Below are 16,786 nucleotides of genomic sequence, written 5' to 3'. Positions count from 1 at the left end.
GCACTCCGCAAGTATCGATCACATACTTTGCTTGAAGTTCCTTGAGATGGGTCAAGAAGACGCACGTATCCCGTTAACGTAAATAACGAGAATTTCCGATGCTCTCTGAGTCCATTACAAAGAAACTGGCATAAAGTATGAATTCCCCTTCCAACAATAATCTTCCACTATTTTATAGGTTAATTATGTTTTTGTAAACTAAATCTCGCCCCAGAACAGCTCCGTCTCATAGTCAAACGACACTTTCCCGTCCTGCTTATTCCGGTCGAACAGACTCCGCAGCTCCTGTATCATAGGCTCGTAGTTATGATCCCCGGGTTCTGGGCTGTAGGATGAGGAGAGCAGCCGGCCGCTCAGCCCTTCAAAATCAAATGCTTGTCCATTCGTGAACCGCACTTCGTGCATCTCCCCTGCCTTGAAGAAGGTGGCCAGCGCCTCAGGCGAAATGTTCTTATGATTCACCTTGTGGTAGTCGGTCCCGAAAGTATGAAGCAATCGGTCATAATCCTCCCGAAACGGGGTTCCGTGCGTAAGCCGTGAATTCCATATCAAAACAACCTTCCCGCCCGCCTTCAGAATACGTCTGAATTCCGCTTGCGCCGCCGGACGGTCGAACCAGTGGAACGCTTGCGCACAAACAATTAAATCTACGGAGTGATCCGGCAACCCCGTTGCCTCGGCTGACCCGGACATGGCGCGAAAATTCGGCTTCCCCCCAAGCTTCTGCACGGCAGCCTCCCGCATCTCCTGATTCGGCTCGACCGCTGTCACATGGCTCCCGCGCTGCACAAGCAATTCAGAGAAAATGCCCGTTCCTGCACCGATATCCGCCACTTCACCATGCATGCGCAGTCCGACAACATCGTACAAATAATCAATCGCTTCACTCGGATAAGTCGGGCGGTACTTTACGTATGTATCGACCCGGTTCGAAAATCGTTCTTTACTGTTCAAAACGAATCCCTCCCATAAATGAGTTTCATTGAATGGAACTTCATTTTATCAGACAGAACTATATGATTCATTTTACAACGAATATGGGCTTGTGAATAGTGTTCGACACATCTATTTAATTCGCAGTCTCCGATTACTTATACTGGCCGATGGATATATTGATTTTATAATTGCCGAAGAATAGGATATCGTCCAGAAGCTTGGAAAGTCGGTTGTGATCAGGCACTTGTACTTTGAGAATAAAACACGGCTCCCCACTGACACGGTGAGCCTCTTTGATTTCATCATGCTCCTGAATGAATTCTTGAAATTTCGTATGCTTGTAGTCCTTTATCATCACGATAACGAAAATACAGAAGATATTGCCTAACAATTTCTCATTTAAACGGACTGTATATCCCTCAATAACCCCGAGCTCCTCCAATCGCTGAATGCGGTTGGCGACAGCTACCCCGGACATATGAACGATCTCTCCGATTTGTTTCCACTGCATTCTTGAGTTATTTTGCAAGCAGCGTATGATTTCCATGTCAATGTGGTCCAGCACTTCATTCCATCCTTTCACGGATTAAGTCATATCAGGAAAACTCTTTGATGAATGCATGTAAGCAGGTGAACTCGCGCGTTAGAATAATGACTAGAGGATATCCCTCAGATACAATTATTGCCTAAAGGAGATGGTTGGACAAGTGATAAAGAAGCAGCTCGTTGTATTGTCACTATCGGTACTTTGCATCATCATGATTGGATGCGGGAATAACACGGCAAGTGATCCATCTCATAATCAGCATGCTGCACAATCGGACCCTGCTGTGCAGCCTGCCAGCACCCCTCCTGCTGGGGAAGCAGCGTATTCGCTTGATGCGACCGCTTATGAAGAAAAGGGCACATTTTATATTAAGGCCGTTACTGACTTGAAGCTGTCCAGCGAGCATTATGGAGGAGAACCCGTCGATGGAGAAGGACATATCCATGTTTATTTGGACGGCAAATTGCTAGGCCCGATCAAGGATGCTGCTCCATTTCCTTTACAAATAGTGGAACCTGGTACGTATGCGATCAAACTTGTGTTAGCTGAGAACAATCACACGGAAAGCTTCGGCGTATCTAAAGAATTAAGTGTGGAGCAGAAGGAATAGCCGCCGCCTCCAATCGTTCGTTTCCTTATACGACAATTCATACGACAAACAGCAGCAGCAGCTTTCATCCGCAACGATGAAGGCTGCTTTCATTCTGAGCGCCTCTTCGACAGAGAACGATTGCCTATTCGTTGAACAGGCAAGCTTAGTAGAATGAGCAGCGCTGCGACGCCGTCCAGGGCAGTCAGCTTCTCTCCCAACAGCAGCATAATAAAGATCAGGGTAACAAACGGGGTGAAGAAGGTGAAGCTGGCGATTATAGAAGCCGGTGAATATTTCAAAGCTCGAAAATATAGAAAGAATCCAAGCATGATATTGCTCATGCTTAACCAAAGAACACCGTAGAAATCCACCATGCCAGGCAGTATAAAGTCATAAGAAGAACAGTCCCCATTAGGCCCATCGCAATGGAAGCGATCTTATAACGGTCCAGCTTTTCTTTATGGATGGGAACAGCAAATATAACAATGAAGATCGGAAATAAGTAGTTAAGCATCGACGCTTCCACTGCAGGAATAAGCCCAAGGGATTTCAAATAAAAGAAATCATAGAGAAAGCCGAGAATGCCGCATAAGAGCAACAAAGTAAGCTCCGATGCCCTCCAAGTTACTAGCTCGGTCAGGGACGCTTTGAAGCACATAATGATAACAAACACAGCCGCCCCTAGTCCGTACATATAAAATAAAACCTGATAGCTGTCTAAATGATTCAGCAGCAGTTTGCTTACAGCCGCAAGCGAACCCCACATTAGCAGTAAATCGGCATCAGCACAAAGGGACTCTGTGACGCCTTTAATTTATTTTGCAACTGCATTGTATCAGCACCCTATTCCTGTTTGTCTTCGACAATTATTGCGAGGTTTGCCGCATCCGGTGGCGTTGAGGCCATCGCATTGGTACAATGTTTAGAGCAAATACTGGTATCGTATTGAAAAAGTTCGAGCAGTTGTATAGGAGATGTTGTATCTAATGAAACAAAACAAATATGATGATTCCAACTTCTTTTCTGCCTATGAGCAAATGCCCCGTTCAATTGGCGGACTTGCTGCTGCGGGAGAATGGCATGTGTTCCGGTCATTGCTGCCGGAGCTGCGCAATAAGAACGTGCTGGATCTGGGCTGCGGCTTCGGCTGGCATTGCCGGTATGCCCGAGAACAGCAGGCAAGCTCAGTAGTAGGCGTTGATATATCTGCAAAAATGCTTCAAAAGGCGCGTCAGCAAACAGACGATCCTGCAATTTCATATTTGCAAATGCCAATTGAGGACATCCATTTCTCACAGCAGCAATTTGATGTCGTTATCAGCTCGTTGGCCTTCCACTATATCGAATCCTTCGAAGCCATTAGCAGGAAGGTGCATCATTGTCTGAGACAAGGCGGCACCTTTATTTTCTCTGTCGAGCACCCTATATTCACCTCCCGCCATGAGCAGGATTGGCATTACGATGATCAAGGAAACCGTCTGCACTGGCCGGTAGATCACTATCAGTCAGAAGGAATGCGGGAAACAGCCTTCTTGACAGCAGATGTGATGAAATACCATCGTACAATCTCCACCTACATCAATGATTTGATTGGAGCCGGCTTTGCATTAAGGGCTGTTAAAGAGACGATGCCATCCGATGAAATGCTGAAGAGCGATCCCCTGATGAACGATGAGAATCGAAGACCGATGTTCTTGATTATTGCTGCTGAGAAAGAATAGCGGGGCGGGCAGCGAATTGAATGCTTTGATGTGACTAGCTCCACACATGTGGAGCCTGGATTTATACGAATCTAAATGAGGAAGCTGTCTCAAGTGCGAACTTTTGAGCAGCTTCTTTTTTTGCGGCGTCCGCTACAATATTCCGCTCCAATCGCTGCTTTCATCTACGTTACTGCAAAAATACAGGTAACATGACCAGAATGGACCATTTCAAGCTTCTTACCTGCAATAGTGCAGCAAAAAAGCAACAAATTACGGAATATGCTGGTTTCTGGTAATAGTTGATGTATTATTGCAGTTATTCCGAATCTGGGCAGCTATATTGGATGCAGGAGAGGTACTTTAGCAGTTAAATGCCGACGCAAAGCTGCTGATCTTCCAACCACTTCAAGAACACATCAAGGACCGGTCGGCTCTCTATGAGCTGCGCCTCATAACATTACAAGTCTACCGATAGGCAGAGCACCAGTGAGTCATTTTGAGTCCGCTGGACTTGAAATCTGAGACACGCACTTCCCATTCAAGGTTACTCCAATTCCAGAACAGATTCACGACTAATGATCGTTCCGTTATTTGCCCCTTGGCAAATCTCTCTCATCGAGCCCGGCCTGTCGAAGTTGAACACATGCATGGGCAGATTGTAGTCTCTGGCCAAGATGAAAGCTGACTGATCCATTACCTTTAAATTATGCTGCAGAACATCGTTGTAATGAAGGGCCTTGAATTTTCGTGCACCGTTGTCGTGCTTGGGATCTGCATTAAGAACGCCATCAACGCCTTGTTTGGCAACTAACAGCGCCTCGCAATTAACTTCAATCGCCCTTTGCACCGAGGGATAGTCTGTTGTAACATAAGGCTGCCCGTTGCCACCAGCAAAGATTACAATGTACCCCTTTTCCAAGTGATGCGCTGCCCTTAGTCTGATATACGGCTCGGCAACGGATGTAACAGGCAGTGCTGTCATGACACGCACCTCTTTGCCTGTCTTCGCTTTGAGAACTCCACGGAGCATCAAGCTATTAATAACCGTTGCCAGCGTGCCGATGTTGTCGGCTTCCGCTCTCTCTATTCCCCAGCTTTCCCCCATATTGCCACGGAATATATTGCCCCCGCCAATAACTAATGACACCTCGACACCCAGATTCACAACGGACATAATTTCGTTGGCAATGTAATTCAGTCTTTCCGGCTCAAAACCAAATTCCGTGCTGCCCGCAACTGCTCCGCCACTTAGTTTAATAAGGACCCTCTTGTACCTGATCAATACGCACACCTCCGTAAAATAAAAAACACTAAAGCAATGATTGCTTTAGTGTCCCAATGGAATGAAAATATGAAATTGTGAAAGTCGATTGAATGTCAATCTCCCGTTTCCACCTCATATTCCCACTCCTTCCATAATTTTTTTGTCATCTTATTCTATACTTATTGAACGCGAAATACAACTGCCTGTGCTGCGTAATTTGAACAATACTCCGCATTGCGTGCGCTATTGTTTAAATTTACATTAATTGATACGATAAACCAATAAAAAGGAAGAGGCGCACGGAAATCCTTAAAGAAAGGGAGTATCTGCATGTCAATTAAGGCTGTATTATTGGATTTTGACGGAACACTTGCTGACAAAGGCCATTATGATACATTCCAGAACAATAAGGGGATTGTAGATTCACTTCATTTTTTAAAGGCACACGGTATGAAAATTGGGATCTTAACTGGAAAAAGCAAGCACGCATTTCAGCTGGCATTCGAGACTTTACATTTACCAGACCTCTTTGACATTGCTATTACAGATGATGACGTTGATAAGGCTAAACCAGACCCCGAGGGTCTGAATATAGCGTTGCATCTATTGGGCTTGGATCAGTCGAGTGCTGTATTTATCAGTGACAGCCATGCGGATATTCTTGCGGCTAAAGCTGCTGGGCTGTGTACTTACGGGGGCCGCTGGTTATCTACTTGCCCAGACCTCGTCTATGGCGCTGCACAGGATAGGATCGATTACATCCGTGAGGAAGAGAAGAAGTACCATGAACACTGCTACGAGAATAATCAATTGTTTGCAGAAGGTTCCTGGTTGCATAAGCCGGTTAAAACGGTTATGGATCTATTTTCCCGCTTCGAGGGTAAGAATGAACTAGCAGTACTCGATTTAGGCTGTGGTGTCGGAAGAAATAGCATTCCGATGGCCGAAATTGTGCGGAACAAGAAGGGGCAAATTATTTGCGTTGATCTGTTAGATTCCGCTTTGGCAAAATTAAAGGTTTACAGCAAAGAAAACAATGTTGAAGATATCATCACTCCTGTTAAGAGCGATATCGAGGAGTACTGCATTGCACCTGATCACTTTGATATAATCGTTGCTGTTTCCAGCCTTGAGCATGTTCGTTCGATAGAAAAGTTGGATAAGGTTCTCAGCGATATGGCAATCGGAACGAAGAACAACGGGGTAAATTGCCTCATCATCAACACGAACGTGAGGGAGACAGACTTGACAACAAACGAAAGCCTGGAACCATTAATCGAGATCAATTTGACAACAGAGCAGGCTTGGTCGATATTAGACCACTCCTACTCCGACTCCGACTGGGAACGAATTACGAGCATCGTTAAACCGTTGGAATTCGAAATAAGCAGAGATGGCAAGCCTGTATTGCTAAGCAGCGATTGTATTACTTTAGTTGTTAAGAAAATCAAGTAAGGGAAGGGCATTGTTCCGGTTTAAGGGGGAAGCCGAGCGCATCCGCTCGGCTTATTTGATTATTTATTATCGAGTTTCCCGATGCAGGGTATATTTCTTGAGGCGCGGGCTGTACTTGCGCAATTCCAGACGTCCGGTTTGCGTCCGCTTGTTCTTGCTTGTCGTATAATTGCGATCTCCTGTCTCCGTACAAGCAAGTGTTACGACTACTCTCATTCCTTCACCTCCTCATCAATCGTGACGACCCGGCAGCTCTAGCTCATATCGGTACAGCGGGGTCAGCCGCGCAAGAACAAACAGTAGGGCCATCAGAAGGGCAAACACGATATATACTGCTTGCACCCCAAATGCCGTCGCGGCTATTCCCCCCAGCAAAGATCCGAAGGGATACCCGCCCCATGCGATCATTCTGCCGCTTGCATGCACTCTTCCCTGCAGATGGTCAGGCGTAAGCTGCTGGCGAAGTGTTATCCCGTTCACAATGACCAGGAAATTAGCCAAATTCCATAGGATATAAAAGGCGCAAACTATCGCAAGCGAGCCGCCAAAGGCCACTCCCGCCAAAGAAGCTGCGTTAATGACAAGTCCGGCTATTGTAATTCTCCCCGGCTTGAATCGTTTGCGCAGCTGCGGAAGAATAAGACTTGCCGCAAGCGCTCCGAGCGAGCCGCATGTGAATAGCAGACTCATCGCCGGGGCGGATTTCGCAATGCCCAGTACTTGAACACCGAACACAACAATCAAACCGGTGACGGCACCGCCAATAAAGCTATTGCCAAAGCCTAGAACGGTCAGGCTGCGAACAAGCGGCTCCGACCAGATAAAGCCCAGACCCTCCTTGATATCCCCTGCGAGTCTGCGGAGCAGGGACTGGTTAGTAACAGAGGGCTCCGATCGGTAAGAACCTGTTAGCGAAAAGATCAACAGCGCTGCAACGCAATAACATAGCGCATCGATGCCGATCGCCCATTGGGGACCAAACTGATAAATAATATACCCGGCTATAACCGGGCTTCCAATTCTTATGATCGTATCCGTGGAGCTTAACAGGCTGTTAGCCGCAACCAGCCGCTCGCGTCCGATAAGCTGGAACAGCATGTTATGGCTTGCAGCATCGAACCATACAAAGGCGGTCGATACCAGAAGACCCACAGCGAGCAAATGAAACACCGATACCTGTCCCATCATTGCAGCCGCAGGAATTGTCGCCAGCAGCAGACCACTGAACAGACTGCAGCCTATCATAATCAGCTTCCGATTGCCACGATCCGCCATCGCTCCTGCAAATAAACCGAATAGAAAGTAAGGCAGCCCGGTAAATACTGCGACCAGTGATGTATACATGGGCGATTCCGTAAGCTTATAGACGTACAGCGGCAGGGCGACCATGGTCATTCCAGAACCGAAATAGGATAATAAATTGAAGAGATAAAATTTTTGAAACGAACGATTCTTCCACAACAACGCTTGATGATGGCCTATAATTGCAGCACCTCTATTTTTTGATAACCGTTTTGCGCAGCAGATAAAGAAAGAATGGCGCCCCCATCAATGTAGTAACTGCACCGACTGGCAGATTGGTGAGATGATTCTCCATTCCAGGTATGGGCAGCTTGAACGTAATACTTTGTCCGACCCAGTCGGCCCCTACCAGCAAAACGGAGGATAACAGCGCGCTTGTCGGAAATAAGTAGACGGTGTTTCTTCCTACCAGCAGCTTCGCGATATGAGGCCCGATCAAGCCGATGAATCCTATCGCTCCTATGACGGATACTGTCGCAGCGGTAAGCGCAGCAGCGATAATGAGCAGTATAAGCCGGGTCCGTTGGATGGCTAGTCCGATACCTGTCGCAACGCTGTCCCCAAGCTGCAGGGCACCTGCCCGGCGCGCGAATGCCATTGCCAGCGGAAGGCAGACAATCGCCCAAGGCCACAGCATGTTCCATTGGGTCCAGACCCGGCCGTTCAATGAACCGAAGTTCCAAAGGAATACAGCAGTCAGCCCCTGCTGGTTTTTGAGCAGTATAAGAGAAGTCCCGGCTTGTAGAATCGCTGTTACAATGATGCCGGTGAGCGCCAGACCTGCTCCCTCCCCTCCTCTGCTGCCGTTAATCATATACACCGCGACAACTGCACATATCCCTCCCCCAAGAGCAGCGAAGGGCAATGCTTCTGGAGATAATGCCATCGCCTGCGATCCATAGGTTATCCACAGCACTGCGCAAAGAACGCTGCCCGCCGAAGCGCCGATCAGTCCCGGCTCAACTAGCGGATTACGCAGCATCACCTGCAGAATCGCTCCTGCTGTTCCAAGCATCAGTCCTGCCGTAATTGCGATGAGCACGCGCGGCAGCCGCAAATTGAAGACGATATGGCGATAGCCTTCATCGCTATTGTGATTGAACAATGCATGAATCACTTCCATTGGAGTCAGCATGACCTTGCCTAACGCGATATGAAGCACGATCAGAACAGCAAGTACCGCCATCAGCAAAACAATTGTCAGGAGGAATCTGCGCGCTTGGCCGCTATTGCCCATTGACAGACCTTTATACACGCTGCCCACCCCCGCGCCGCTTCAATAAGAAGAATAGGAACAGGGAGCCGCCCAGCAATGTCGTCCATATGCCGACCGGAATTTCTACAGGATACAGCAATAACCGTGCGACTGTATCCGCTGCGGCCAGCAGGATGCCTCCACAGAGAGCTGAAAATGGAAGAACCAGCCGCGTATCAAGCGTATGCAGAGCAATTCGGGTTACATGGGGCGCAAGCAGCGCAATATAACCGATCGGCCCGCATTGTGCTACCGTAATCGCCACAAGCAAGGTAGACACGATTAGAATAAGAATGCGAGTCCGCTCAGCCTTTACTCCCAAGCCGGATGCAGCGTCATCGCCCAACTGAAGCAGATTAAGCTTACTGGCAAAGGTGAAGGCAATCGGAAGTGCAACAACTGCCCATGGGAGGATACGGATGACATGATCCCATGTCCGATTAGCTAGTGATCCAAGCAGATACGTATACAGGAGCTGAACATCATTGCTAGTGCCCATCGCAATCAATATAATTAGCAGTCCGCTTAGAATAGCTGACACTGACATCCCGATCATCAGCATGCCGACAATTCCACGGCTGCCTCTGGCAGCAAGTATGACCATGAAGCCGCCCAACAGTCCTCCAAGCAGTGCTATGACCGGATGGAGCTCGAACGGGATCGGAATATGAAGCACGGTAATAACAGCCATTCCCAATGAAGCTCCGGATGAGACGCCCAGCAGCTCCGGACCTGCCAGTTGATTGTTCATGCCGCCTTGCAGCATGGTTCCAGCAGTCCCAAGCATGGCTCCGACCAGCAGCGCCAGCAGGATACGGGGCAGGCGGATTTCCAATACAACGACACGAGCAAGCTCATCTCCACCGCCAGCAGTTAGAATCATATATAATTCCCGCCAAGTCATGGCAGGTGCGCCGGTTTTGATTCCGATTGCGAAGATAGCAGCTAATAACAGGACCATAAGAAGAACCGGAAGAAGAATGCTTCTTCTCCCAGCAGATAAAGAACGGTGATGGTCAGGCATAATAACGCTCGACCTCCTAGAACTTCTCGGGATAAAGGATTCGCATAGACTCTTCCAGGAGAATGCTGAGTGATCTTGTTCCTCTGCCATCTCCCCATATTGGGGAACGCACCTCATAAACCTGACCATCTTGAACAGCCTTTAGCTTGCTCCATAATGGAGAGGCTGCCATCTGCTCGGATAGCGGCTTGGTTCCCGGACTGTAAGAATAACTTTCTACAAACAGCACCTCCGGATTCTGCTCCAACACCTTCTCCAGCGAATAAGCGATTCCCCCCTCACCATACGGGTCAGCAGCAGGATCCGTCACTTTCCACGGATAGTCGGCAACCTCCTTCAGCACCGTGCCGCCAAGCGCGGTGTCCGTAACGATACTGAAGTTCACATCGGAGCCGAACATGATGAGCGCTTTCTTATCCTTAGGTGACTTCTCCTTCGCTTCTGCAAGCTTGTCGAGGAAATTGTTCTTTGCCTCCTCCGCTTCCTTCACTCGGCCAGTCAGCTTGCCCATCGTCTCCAGGAAGGCGATCGATTCTGTATAGCTATTGGGAGACGCAAGATAAATCGGAGATACGCCCGTCAAGCCATCCCGAAGCGTGTCATGAGCTCCCTTCAGGCCAATCACGAGCTCCGGCTTAACTATTACGATATCTTCAAGATTCGGTTCAAAGAAGCTGCCGCCGATCGATGTGAACGACTTTCCCTTCTCGCCATAGAATTCCGGTTCCGAAGCAATCGTCCTCACTCCGCTTTCTCCTATCGCTACCGGCTCAAGGCCAAGCTCGGCCAGCACATCGATGCAAAGCGAGACCACACAGGCAACTCTCTCTACGGGTTTGGTGAATTGAAGCTCAACTCCCGTTGCGTCTGCAACAGTTAGCGGTGTGAAATCCGCAGCTGGCTCAGTATTGTTATTGCCGCTCTCCGTCTCACTTCCGCAGCCAGCCAGCAGCAATAACGCGGACAGCAATAATAGAATTCCTTTTCTCTTCATCCTTCTCATGTGTGCAACTCCTCAGTTGAATTATTCAATTGTTCATTCTCAATAAACCCATGTATGGCGACCCTTACTCAGCTTCCGGGGATTTAAGCAGTTCCCCGCAGCTCTGCATCAACAGACAGAAGGATCGGTTATGTCCGATATAGAAGGAAGAGAGGCCGTCATTTTAATTGTAAAAATTACTATTATTACTTATAAAAAAATCCTCCTAGATGCAGTTCATGAAGAAATCATTCTCAGGGAAGTCACACAGCTGCGAAGCACACACGTTAACTCCTTGGCTTATATTCGAGGAATGAACCTTGCAGCTGCTCCAATGAGAGCGGCGTGCCTGCAATGATTGCTTTGCGCTTCGCCTTCAGCACAATCTGCTCCATATCCGCGAAGCTGCATCCCTGAAACAGGCTCGCAGCCTGCAGATCAGTTCCTTCTTTACACGCGAAATCCTGCAGCAGCAGTCTCAGATATTCGTTTCTGCTGGCATCATCCGGGTTCGCGTAAGTCATCCTCGTATCGAACCTGCGCCATACAGCATGATCCAGCTCCTCTTCCAGATTGGTTGCGGCTACAAAGACGCTGTCCCCCTCGAACTCATCAAGGCATTGCAGCAGTGTATTAACAACCCGCGACATCTCCTTCACCTCGTCATTGTTATCACGGGTTCTGGCGACCGCATCGAATTCATCCAGAAACAAGACGCATGGCGTTAATCTCGCGAATTCGAACAGCTTGCGGATATTGCTCGCCGTCTCCCCCAGATGACTATGTATAATCGTATCGAGCCTTACAAGGACCAGCGGAAGCTGAAGGCGATGCGCGAGATAGAATGCGGTTAATGTCTTCCCCGTCCCCGGAGGGCCAAACATGACCACCTTATTCGGAATAGGCACATCATGTGCTATAAAGTCATCCCTCTTGTCCAGAATGACGATGAACTCATCGACAATTTGCCGGTTTGTCGGATGCAGCACGATTCTCTTCACCTTTCTCTCACACTCATGAGGGAGATATACGGCTGCCATGTCCATCCCCTTGGCCCGGGGAAGAGTTCGGTTATTATTTTTGTTTTTGCTCACTGTTTATTGCAGCTCCTTCTGCCGACTTTCAAGGTCAATTATCCATGCACAAATTAAAAATCGTAATATTTACTATTAACAATACCAAAGATTTGACCTTTTGAAAAGGGGATTCATCGGGAAAGCTGCAGCATCACAACTTGCCCATTACTCGAATCAACAAATAAAGCGATACATGGAGTGAAGGTTGCAAAGAACCGCAGCGTTATCGACTCCTTCAATTCCTCATCAAGTGTCCAGCCTGTCGGTATAAGGCAAACCTCCTCGCCCAAATCGAAGTATCCCCTCTTAAGAAACTCTTTTATATCTTCTGTATGGGGGATGTCATACGTGTCCAGCTCGTTGATTTTCACAGCAAATCGGAGGAGTTCTCTTCTATGCTCGGACTTCCACACACTCATATCTCTCGTTCTGTATAAGTCATGGATCACCTGAATGACTCCATTACTCGTGCTATCAAATCGTTTTTTTGATTCTTCTTTTAGATACTGCATATTAACAGCTTCAACTTCACCTTCGACGTATACAAGCTTTACATCTATAAAATGAGGCGCTATATCATTCATTATTAAATTCCGCGCCGTTTCATCCTTCGCCGATAGGCCATTCATCATATTGTCTGCGAGAAGAACGCTGCCAGCAGAAACAAAACGCGCCAATTCAGTCATGGAAGATGGTGCTTCCAATGAGACTTTCTTTACATGAACTCGCCTAAGAGGCGGCTGCTCCATTCTATCATTGATTGGCTTAAACTCCTCTATCCAGTTGAGCATATTTCACTCTCCCTCCTGAAATCAGACCACGTAAACCTCGGCTTCAAATCCCGATGATATGTCACCGTAAGTGAACAGCTCCTTGAAACTTATTTTACTCGCCCCGTGATCTGACATAAACAGAAAAAGGCGACCTCCTAGTATTTTACTATATGGTTCGCTGTTAACGCGATGGGGTGAACCCCCGCCGTGCAAGGAAAATGTTGAGCGCATGTCGGAGAATGAATAAAGCACCATGCACATGGATAAGATGCGCTTGGTGCTTTATAGAAAAAGGGATGCGCTAAATAATAAATTAAATGACCCAATCAAAGATAAGCTCTTGTTTAAATTCTTGCGGGGCTCGTCCGCGGATGACCAGCTCGGGATTCTTGACCGTGACACGGGCTCCGTCCGGCACGGACTTGGAGATGAAGACATTGCTGCCTATGATAACTTCCTTGCCGATGATCGTCTCCCCGCCAAGAATGGAAGCGCCAGAGTATACCGTTACATCGTCCAATAACGTCGGGTGGCGCTTAACGCCATTGAGCAACTGTCCACCCCGAGTGGAAAGTGCGCCCAATGTGACGCCGTGGTAGATTTTGACTCGGTTGCCGATGAGCGTCGTCTCGCCAATAACAACGCCGGTTCCATGGTCGATGAAGAACGAATGGCCAATACGCGCACCTGCGTGAATGTCGATGCCAGTCAAACTGTGAGCATACTCCGACATGATGCGCGGAATGAGCGGTACGGCCAGCAGATGCAGTTCATGCGCCATTCGGTATATACCGATTGCGAAGATACCTGGGTAGGAGAACACAATCTCACTTTTGTCGCTAGCAGCCGGGTCGCCCTCGAATGCAGCCTGAATATCCGTCGCAAGCACCTCACGAAGTTTAGGCAGTTGGCCTAAAAATTTGGTGACAATGGCTTCCGTCTTATCGTTAATGTCATACATAAAGGCAGGATCATTGCCGACCGAATAACGAAGCACGCGGCCGACTTGATCGCTGAGCTTCTCGTGAATTTGAATAAGCAGATCACCGATATGATATTCAATCGTTGCGTCAGGAAGATTTTGTCTGCCGAAATAGCCAGGGAACACAAGCTCGCGCACGAGGTGAATAATCTCGATGATCCGATTGCGATTAGGCAATAAATCCGGATCGAAAGACGCCGTAATCGGATGCTCCCGGTAGCTTGTTGCCATATCCGCAACAAGCTGGTTCAGCTGAGAATGGAAAGTGAAGCTCAATGCATCAGCTCCTTTGGTATGGCTTGTCTATGATTTGAGTTTCAAGATAACCTCAGCTAGCTTGTCCAACTCTTCGCACGTGTTGTAGAACGCAAGCGACGGCCGAACCGTGTGCTCTACACCGAAGCGGCGGAGAATAGGCTGTGCGCAGTGGTGACCGGAACGAACCGCAATACCTTCGGCGCTTAGCGCTTGGCCAACCTGCTCGGTCGTGAATCCCTGCAGTGTAAAGGACATGACACTGGCCTTGTTCTTCGCCGTACCGATGAATCGCAGACCAGGTACCTTGGAAAGCGCTTCGGTGCCGTATTCAAGCAAGTAGTGTTCGTATTGATGAATGGCTTCTATGCCAATGGTCGTGACGTAATCGATCGCAGCGCCGAGTCCGACCGCATCCGCGATGTTGCCTGTACCCGCCTCAAACCGGTTAGGAGCAGGGTGAATAATCGTTTTCTCAAACGTAACGTCAACGATCATGTTTCCTCCACCTTGATAAGGCTTCATCGTTTCGAGCACTTCCGCTTTGCCGTACAATGCACCTATGCCGGTAGGGCCGAATACCTTGTGTCCCGAGAACACATAGAAGTCACAATCCAAGGCCTGCACGTCTACCTTAAGATGCGAGACCGCTTGAGCACCGTCGACCAGCACCTTGGCTCCATATTGATGCGCGAGATGCACCATCTCTGCCACAGGCGTGATCGTACCCAGCGCGTTGGAGACTTGCGTCAGGGAGACTAGTTTCGTACGCTTGCTAAGCAGTTTTGCAAACTCGCTAAGAATGATTTGGCCATCCTCATCTACGGGAGCGACACGAAGCTTGGCTCCCGTTTCGTTGCAGATCATCTGCCAAGGAACAATGTTGGCGTGATGCTCCAGCCATGTAATAAGAATCTCGTCGCCAGGTTTTACGTTATGTCTGGCATAGCTGTTGGCCACCAGGTTAATCGCCTCTGTCGCTCCGCGAACGAAGACGATTTGTTGTGGAGAAGGAGCATTCAAGAACCGCGCCACCTTCTCCCGCGCACCTTCATAAGCATCGGTCGAACGTGCTGCAAGCTCGTGAGCGGCACGATGAATGTTCGAATTTTCATGTTCGTAGTAATAGCTGATTCGGTCAATGACATGCCTTGGTTTATGCGTGGTAGCAGCATTGTCCAGCCAGATGAGCGGCTTGCCGTTTATCTTCTCGGACAAAATCGGAAAATCGCGACGAATGGCATGGATATCGAACCTGCCCGGCACGGGCAACGAAGATGCAGGTTCCGTAACAATAACCGGCGTATATCCTCTAAAGGAGTCGGTTTCCGTATAGGAAGTATTTCCTCCAAAGGAGTCGGTTTCCGTATAGGAAGTATATCCTCCAAAGGAGTCGGTTTCCGTGGAGGAAGCATATCCTTCCGATAATCCAGCCGCAGCTCGAAGGAAATCCTGTTCATATAGAGCTGCATGCACGGGCACAATCTCGCTCTGTAGGGATGGCGAATAGCTTGCAGCCGTTCCCGTTCCTGCAGACGCTGTTGAAGAAACGCTAGAAGCACTTGGAACTACTGGCACAGCAGGCGTCGAGAATTCCGGGAAGAACTGATTGGCGATCGCGGCAAGCACAGAAGGATCGGGCAACCCGGAACCGGCAAAATTATTGATAGTCATAGTAGTTACCTACATCTACGTCTTCGAGGACAGCGACCGCGTCATCCGCTAGAATAGCTGCAGAGCAATACAGTGACAAAAGGTAGGAACCGACACCATTGCTGTCAATGCCACGGAATCTCACGGACAACCCTTTGGATTGCTCACCAGGCAAGCCCGCTTGGTAGAGGCCTACGACTCCTTGCTTGCTTTCTCCAGTACGAACGAGCAAAATGTTTGTTTTACCGCCAAGCCCCTTCGGATTCTTATGTCCATCAACGAACAGTTTGTCTGTTGGAATAATCGGTATACCCCGCCACGTCAGGAAGTGGGAACCGAATAGCTGTACCGTTTGTGGCGGAACGCCTCGGCGTGTGCACTCGCGTCCAATAGCTGCAATTGCACGAGGATGAGCCAGGAAGTAGGAAGGCTCCTTCCATACTTTCGAGATCAGCTCATCGAGATCGTCTGGCGTCGGAGGCCCATTGCGGGTTTGGATACGTTGGGAATCAGAAGCATTCTTAAGCAGCCCATAGTCATCACTATTAATGAGCTGACTTTCCTGTTTCTCCTTAATGCTCTCAATCGCGAGCTGCAATTGCTCCTGCACTTGGTCAAACGGCTTTCCATATAGGTCCGCTACGCGGGTCTGTACGTTAATTACCGTAGATATGGAGTTAAGAACATATTCCCGTGGTGTTTCCTCGTAATTAACGAAGCTTTGTGGAATCTCTTCCGTATGAGTCAAACTGCATAGCACCTCAAGCGGTGAATCGCCTTCCTTCACCTTGTTAAGCCGGTAGATACCCGTATCAAGCCCTTTCCATTCGAACAGGCGTGTTAGCCAGCGAGGCGTGATGGCTTCAAACTGGGGCGCTGTCTTCGTAACGTTAGCTAATGGATAGGCTGCCGAGGCGCTAAGAGCGGCTACCGTCGGATTGGCTTGATTGGATATGACCGTTGAATTGGCTTGATTGGACATGGTTA

General features: G+C 48.6%; 18 protein-coding genes and 1 pseudogene. 4 read left to right on the top strand and 15 right to left on the bottom strand.

Translation table 11 applies throughout. The features are described from left to right. Positions 1-198: 198 nt before the first annotated feature. Together L6H65_RS06180 and L6H65_RS06175 are read right to left on the bottom strand one after the other, a co-directional pair. Positions 199-954 carry a class I SAM-dependent methyltransferase gene (locus L6H65_RS06180; RefSeq protein ID WP_236339625.1) on the bottom strand — a complete coding sequence of 252 codons (756 nt, stop codon included), beginning with the start codon at positions 952-954 and terminating at the stop codon, positions 199-201. A 133-nt stretch (positions 955-1,087) separates the two neighbouring features. Continuing rightward, entirely contained in the window at positions 1,088-1,501 is a 414-nt protein-coding gene (locus L6H65_RS06175) for an Lrp/AsnC family transcriptional regulator (RefSeq protein ID WP_236339624.1), read from the bottom strand. 142 nt (positions 1,502-1,643) lie between these two features. On the opposite strand from L6H65_RS06175, the gene L6H65_RS06170 reads away from it, so the two are divergent. Continuing rightward, positions 1,644-2,093 (top strand): hypothetical protein, encoded by a 450-nt coding sequence (locus tag L6H65_RS06170; protein ID WP_236339623.1) that lies wholly within the window; start codon positions 1,644-1,646, stop codon positions 2,091-2,093. Positions 2,094-2,182: 89 nt separating this feature from the next. Here the strand turns inward: L6H65_RS06170 and L6H65_RS06165 are convergent, their stop codons facing one another. Both L6H65_RS06165 and L6H65_RS06160 read right to left on the bottom strand, forming a co-directional pair. Continuing rightward, positions 2,183-2,404 (bottom strand): EamA family transporter, encoded by a 222-nt coding sequence (locus L6H65_RS06165; RefSeq protein WP_236339622.1) that lies wholly within the window; start codon positions 2,402-2,404, stop codon positions 2,183-2,185. A 14-nt stretch (positions 2,405-2,418) separates the two neighbouring features. Next, complete coding sequence (locus L6H65_RS06160) at positions 2,419-2,841, bottom strand: EamA family transporter (protein ID WP_236339621.1); 423 nt, start codon at positions 2,839-2,841, stop codon at positions 2,419-2,421. Positions 2,842-3,061: 220 nt separating this feature from the next. Here L6H65_RS06160 and L6H65_RS06155 point away from each other — a divergent pair, with 220 nt between their 5' ends. After that, entirely contained in the window at positions 3,062-3,796 is a 735-nt protein-coding gene (locus tag L6H65_RS06155) for a class I SAM-dependent methyltransferase (RefSeq protein ID WP_236339620.1), read from the top strand. A gap of 526 nt (positions 3,797-4,322) precedes the next feature. Here the strand turns inward: L6H65_RS06155 and pyrH are convergent. After that, complete coding sequence (gene pyrH, locus L6H65_RS06150) at positions 4,323-5,060, bottom strand: UMP kinase (RefSeq protein WP_236339619.1); 738 nt, start codon at positions 5,058-5,060, stop codon at positions 4,323-4,325. Positions 5,061-5,372: 312 nt separating this feature from the next. Between pyrH and L6H65_RS26540 the strand changes: the two are divergent. Then, positions 5,373-5,723, top strand: a pseudogene (locus L6H65_RS26540) (HAD family hydrolase); the annotation flags it as partial. Between the two features lie 69 nt (positions 5,724-5,792). Further along, positions 5,793-6,497: a class I SAM-dependent methyltransferase gene (locus L6H65_RS06140; protein WP_236339702.1), complete on the top strand. Its 705-nt coding sequence runs from the start codon at positions 5,793-5,795 to the stop codon at positions 6,495-6,497. A 66-nt stretch (positions 6,498-6,563) separates the two neighbouring features. On the opposite strand, the gene rpmG is transcribed toward L6H65_RS06140, so the two are convergent. The 10 genes from rpmG to L6H65_RS06090 all read right to left on the bottom strand — a co-directional run bounded on the left by rpmG (position 6,564) and on the right by L6H65_RS06090 (position 16,781). Next, positions 6,564-6,713 carry a 50S ribosomal protein L33 gene (gene rpmG, locus L6H65_RS06135; RefSeq protein WP_236339618.1) on the bottom strand — a complete coding sequence of 50 codons (150 nt, stop codon included), beginning with the start codon at positions 6,711-6,713 and terminating at the stop codon, positions 6,564-6,566. Positions 6,714-6,728: 15 nt separating this feature from the next. Further along, positions 6,729-7,958 carry an MFS transporter gene (locus tag L6H65_RS06130; protein ID WP_290370320.1) on the bottom strand — a complete coding sequence of 410 codons (1,230 nt, stop codon included), beginning with the start codon at positions 7,956-7,958 and terminating at the stop codon, positions 6,729-6,731. A 34-nt stretch (positions 7,959-7,992) separates the two neighbouring features. Then, positions 7,993-9,054 carry a FecCD family ABC transporter permease gene (locus L6H65_RS06125; RefSeq protein ID WP_236339616.1) on the bottom strand — a complete coding sequence of 354 codons (1,062 nt, stop codon included), beginning with the start codon at positions 9,052-9,054 and terminating at the stop codon, positions 7,993-7,995. After that, positions 9,047-10,078: a FecCD family ABC transporter permease gene (locus L6H65_RS06120; RefSeq protein ID WP_236339615.1), complete on the bottom strand. Its 1,032-nt coding sequence runs from the start codon at positions 10,076-10,078 to the stop codon at positions 9,047-9,049. Before L6H65_RS06120 ends, L6H65_RS06125 begins: the two co-directional genes overlap by 8 nt. 16 nt (positions 10,079-10,094) lie before the next feature. Next, on the bottom strand, positions 10,095-11,081 hold the full coding sequence (locus tag L6H65_RS06115; protein WP_236339614.1) for an ABC transporter substrate-binding protein: 987 nt from the start codon (positions 11,079-11,081) through the stop codon (positions 10,095-10,097). Between the two features lie 266 nt (positions 11,082-11,347). Further along, positions 11,348-12,154, bottom strand: a complete 807-nt coding sequence (locus L6H65_RS06110; RefSeq protein ID WP_236339613.1) for an AAA family ATPase — start codon at positions 12,152-12,154, stop codon at positions 11,348-11,350. Positions 12,155-12,267: 113 nt separating this feature from the next. Continuing rightward, positions 12,268-12,927, bottom strand: coding sequence for a hypothetical protein (locus tag L6H65_RS06105; protein WP_236339612.1), 660 nt, complete (start codon positions 12,925-12,927; stop codon positions 12,268-12,270). A gap of 295 nt (positions 12,928-13,222) precedes the next feature. Further along, positions 13,223-14,167: a serine O-acetyltransferase gene (locus L6H65_RS06100; protein ID WP_236339611.1), complete on the bottom strand. Its 945-nt coding sequence runs from the start codon at positions 14,165-14,167 to the stop codon at positions 13,223-13,225. Positions 14,168-14,194: 27 nt separating this feature from the next. Then, positions 14,195-15,820, bottom strand: a complete 1,626-nt coding sequence (locus tag L6H65_RS06095; protein ID WP_307728304.1) for a family 2A encapsulin nanocompartment cargo protein cysteine desulfurase — start codon at positions 15,818-15,820, stop codon at positions 14,195-14,197. Continuing rightward, positions 15,807-16,781 (bottom strand): family 2A encapsulin nanocompartment shell protein, encoded by a 975-nt coding sequence (locus tag L6H65_RS06090; protein ID WP_236339610.1) that lies wholly within the window; start codon positions 16,779-16,781, stop codon positions 15,807-15,809. The genes L6H65_RS06095 and L6H65_RS06090 overlap by 14 nt, the downstream gene beginning before the upstream one ends. Positions 16,782-16,786 lie beyond the last annotated feature (5 nt).

The organism is Paenibacillus plantiphilus, from assembly GCF_927798095.1.
Classification (GTDB): Bacteria; Bacillota; Bacilli; order Paenibacillales; family Paenibacillaceae; genus Paenibacillus_Z; species Paenibacillus_Z plantiphilus.
The sequence above is the reverse complement of the archived record's forward strand: the minus strand, read 5'-3'. Positions and strand labels throughout refer to the sequence as shown.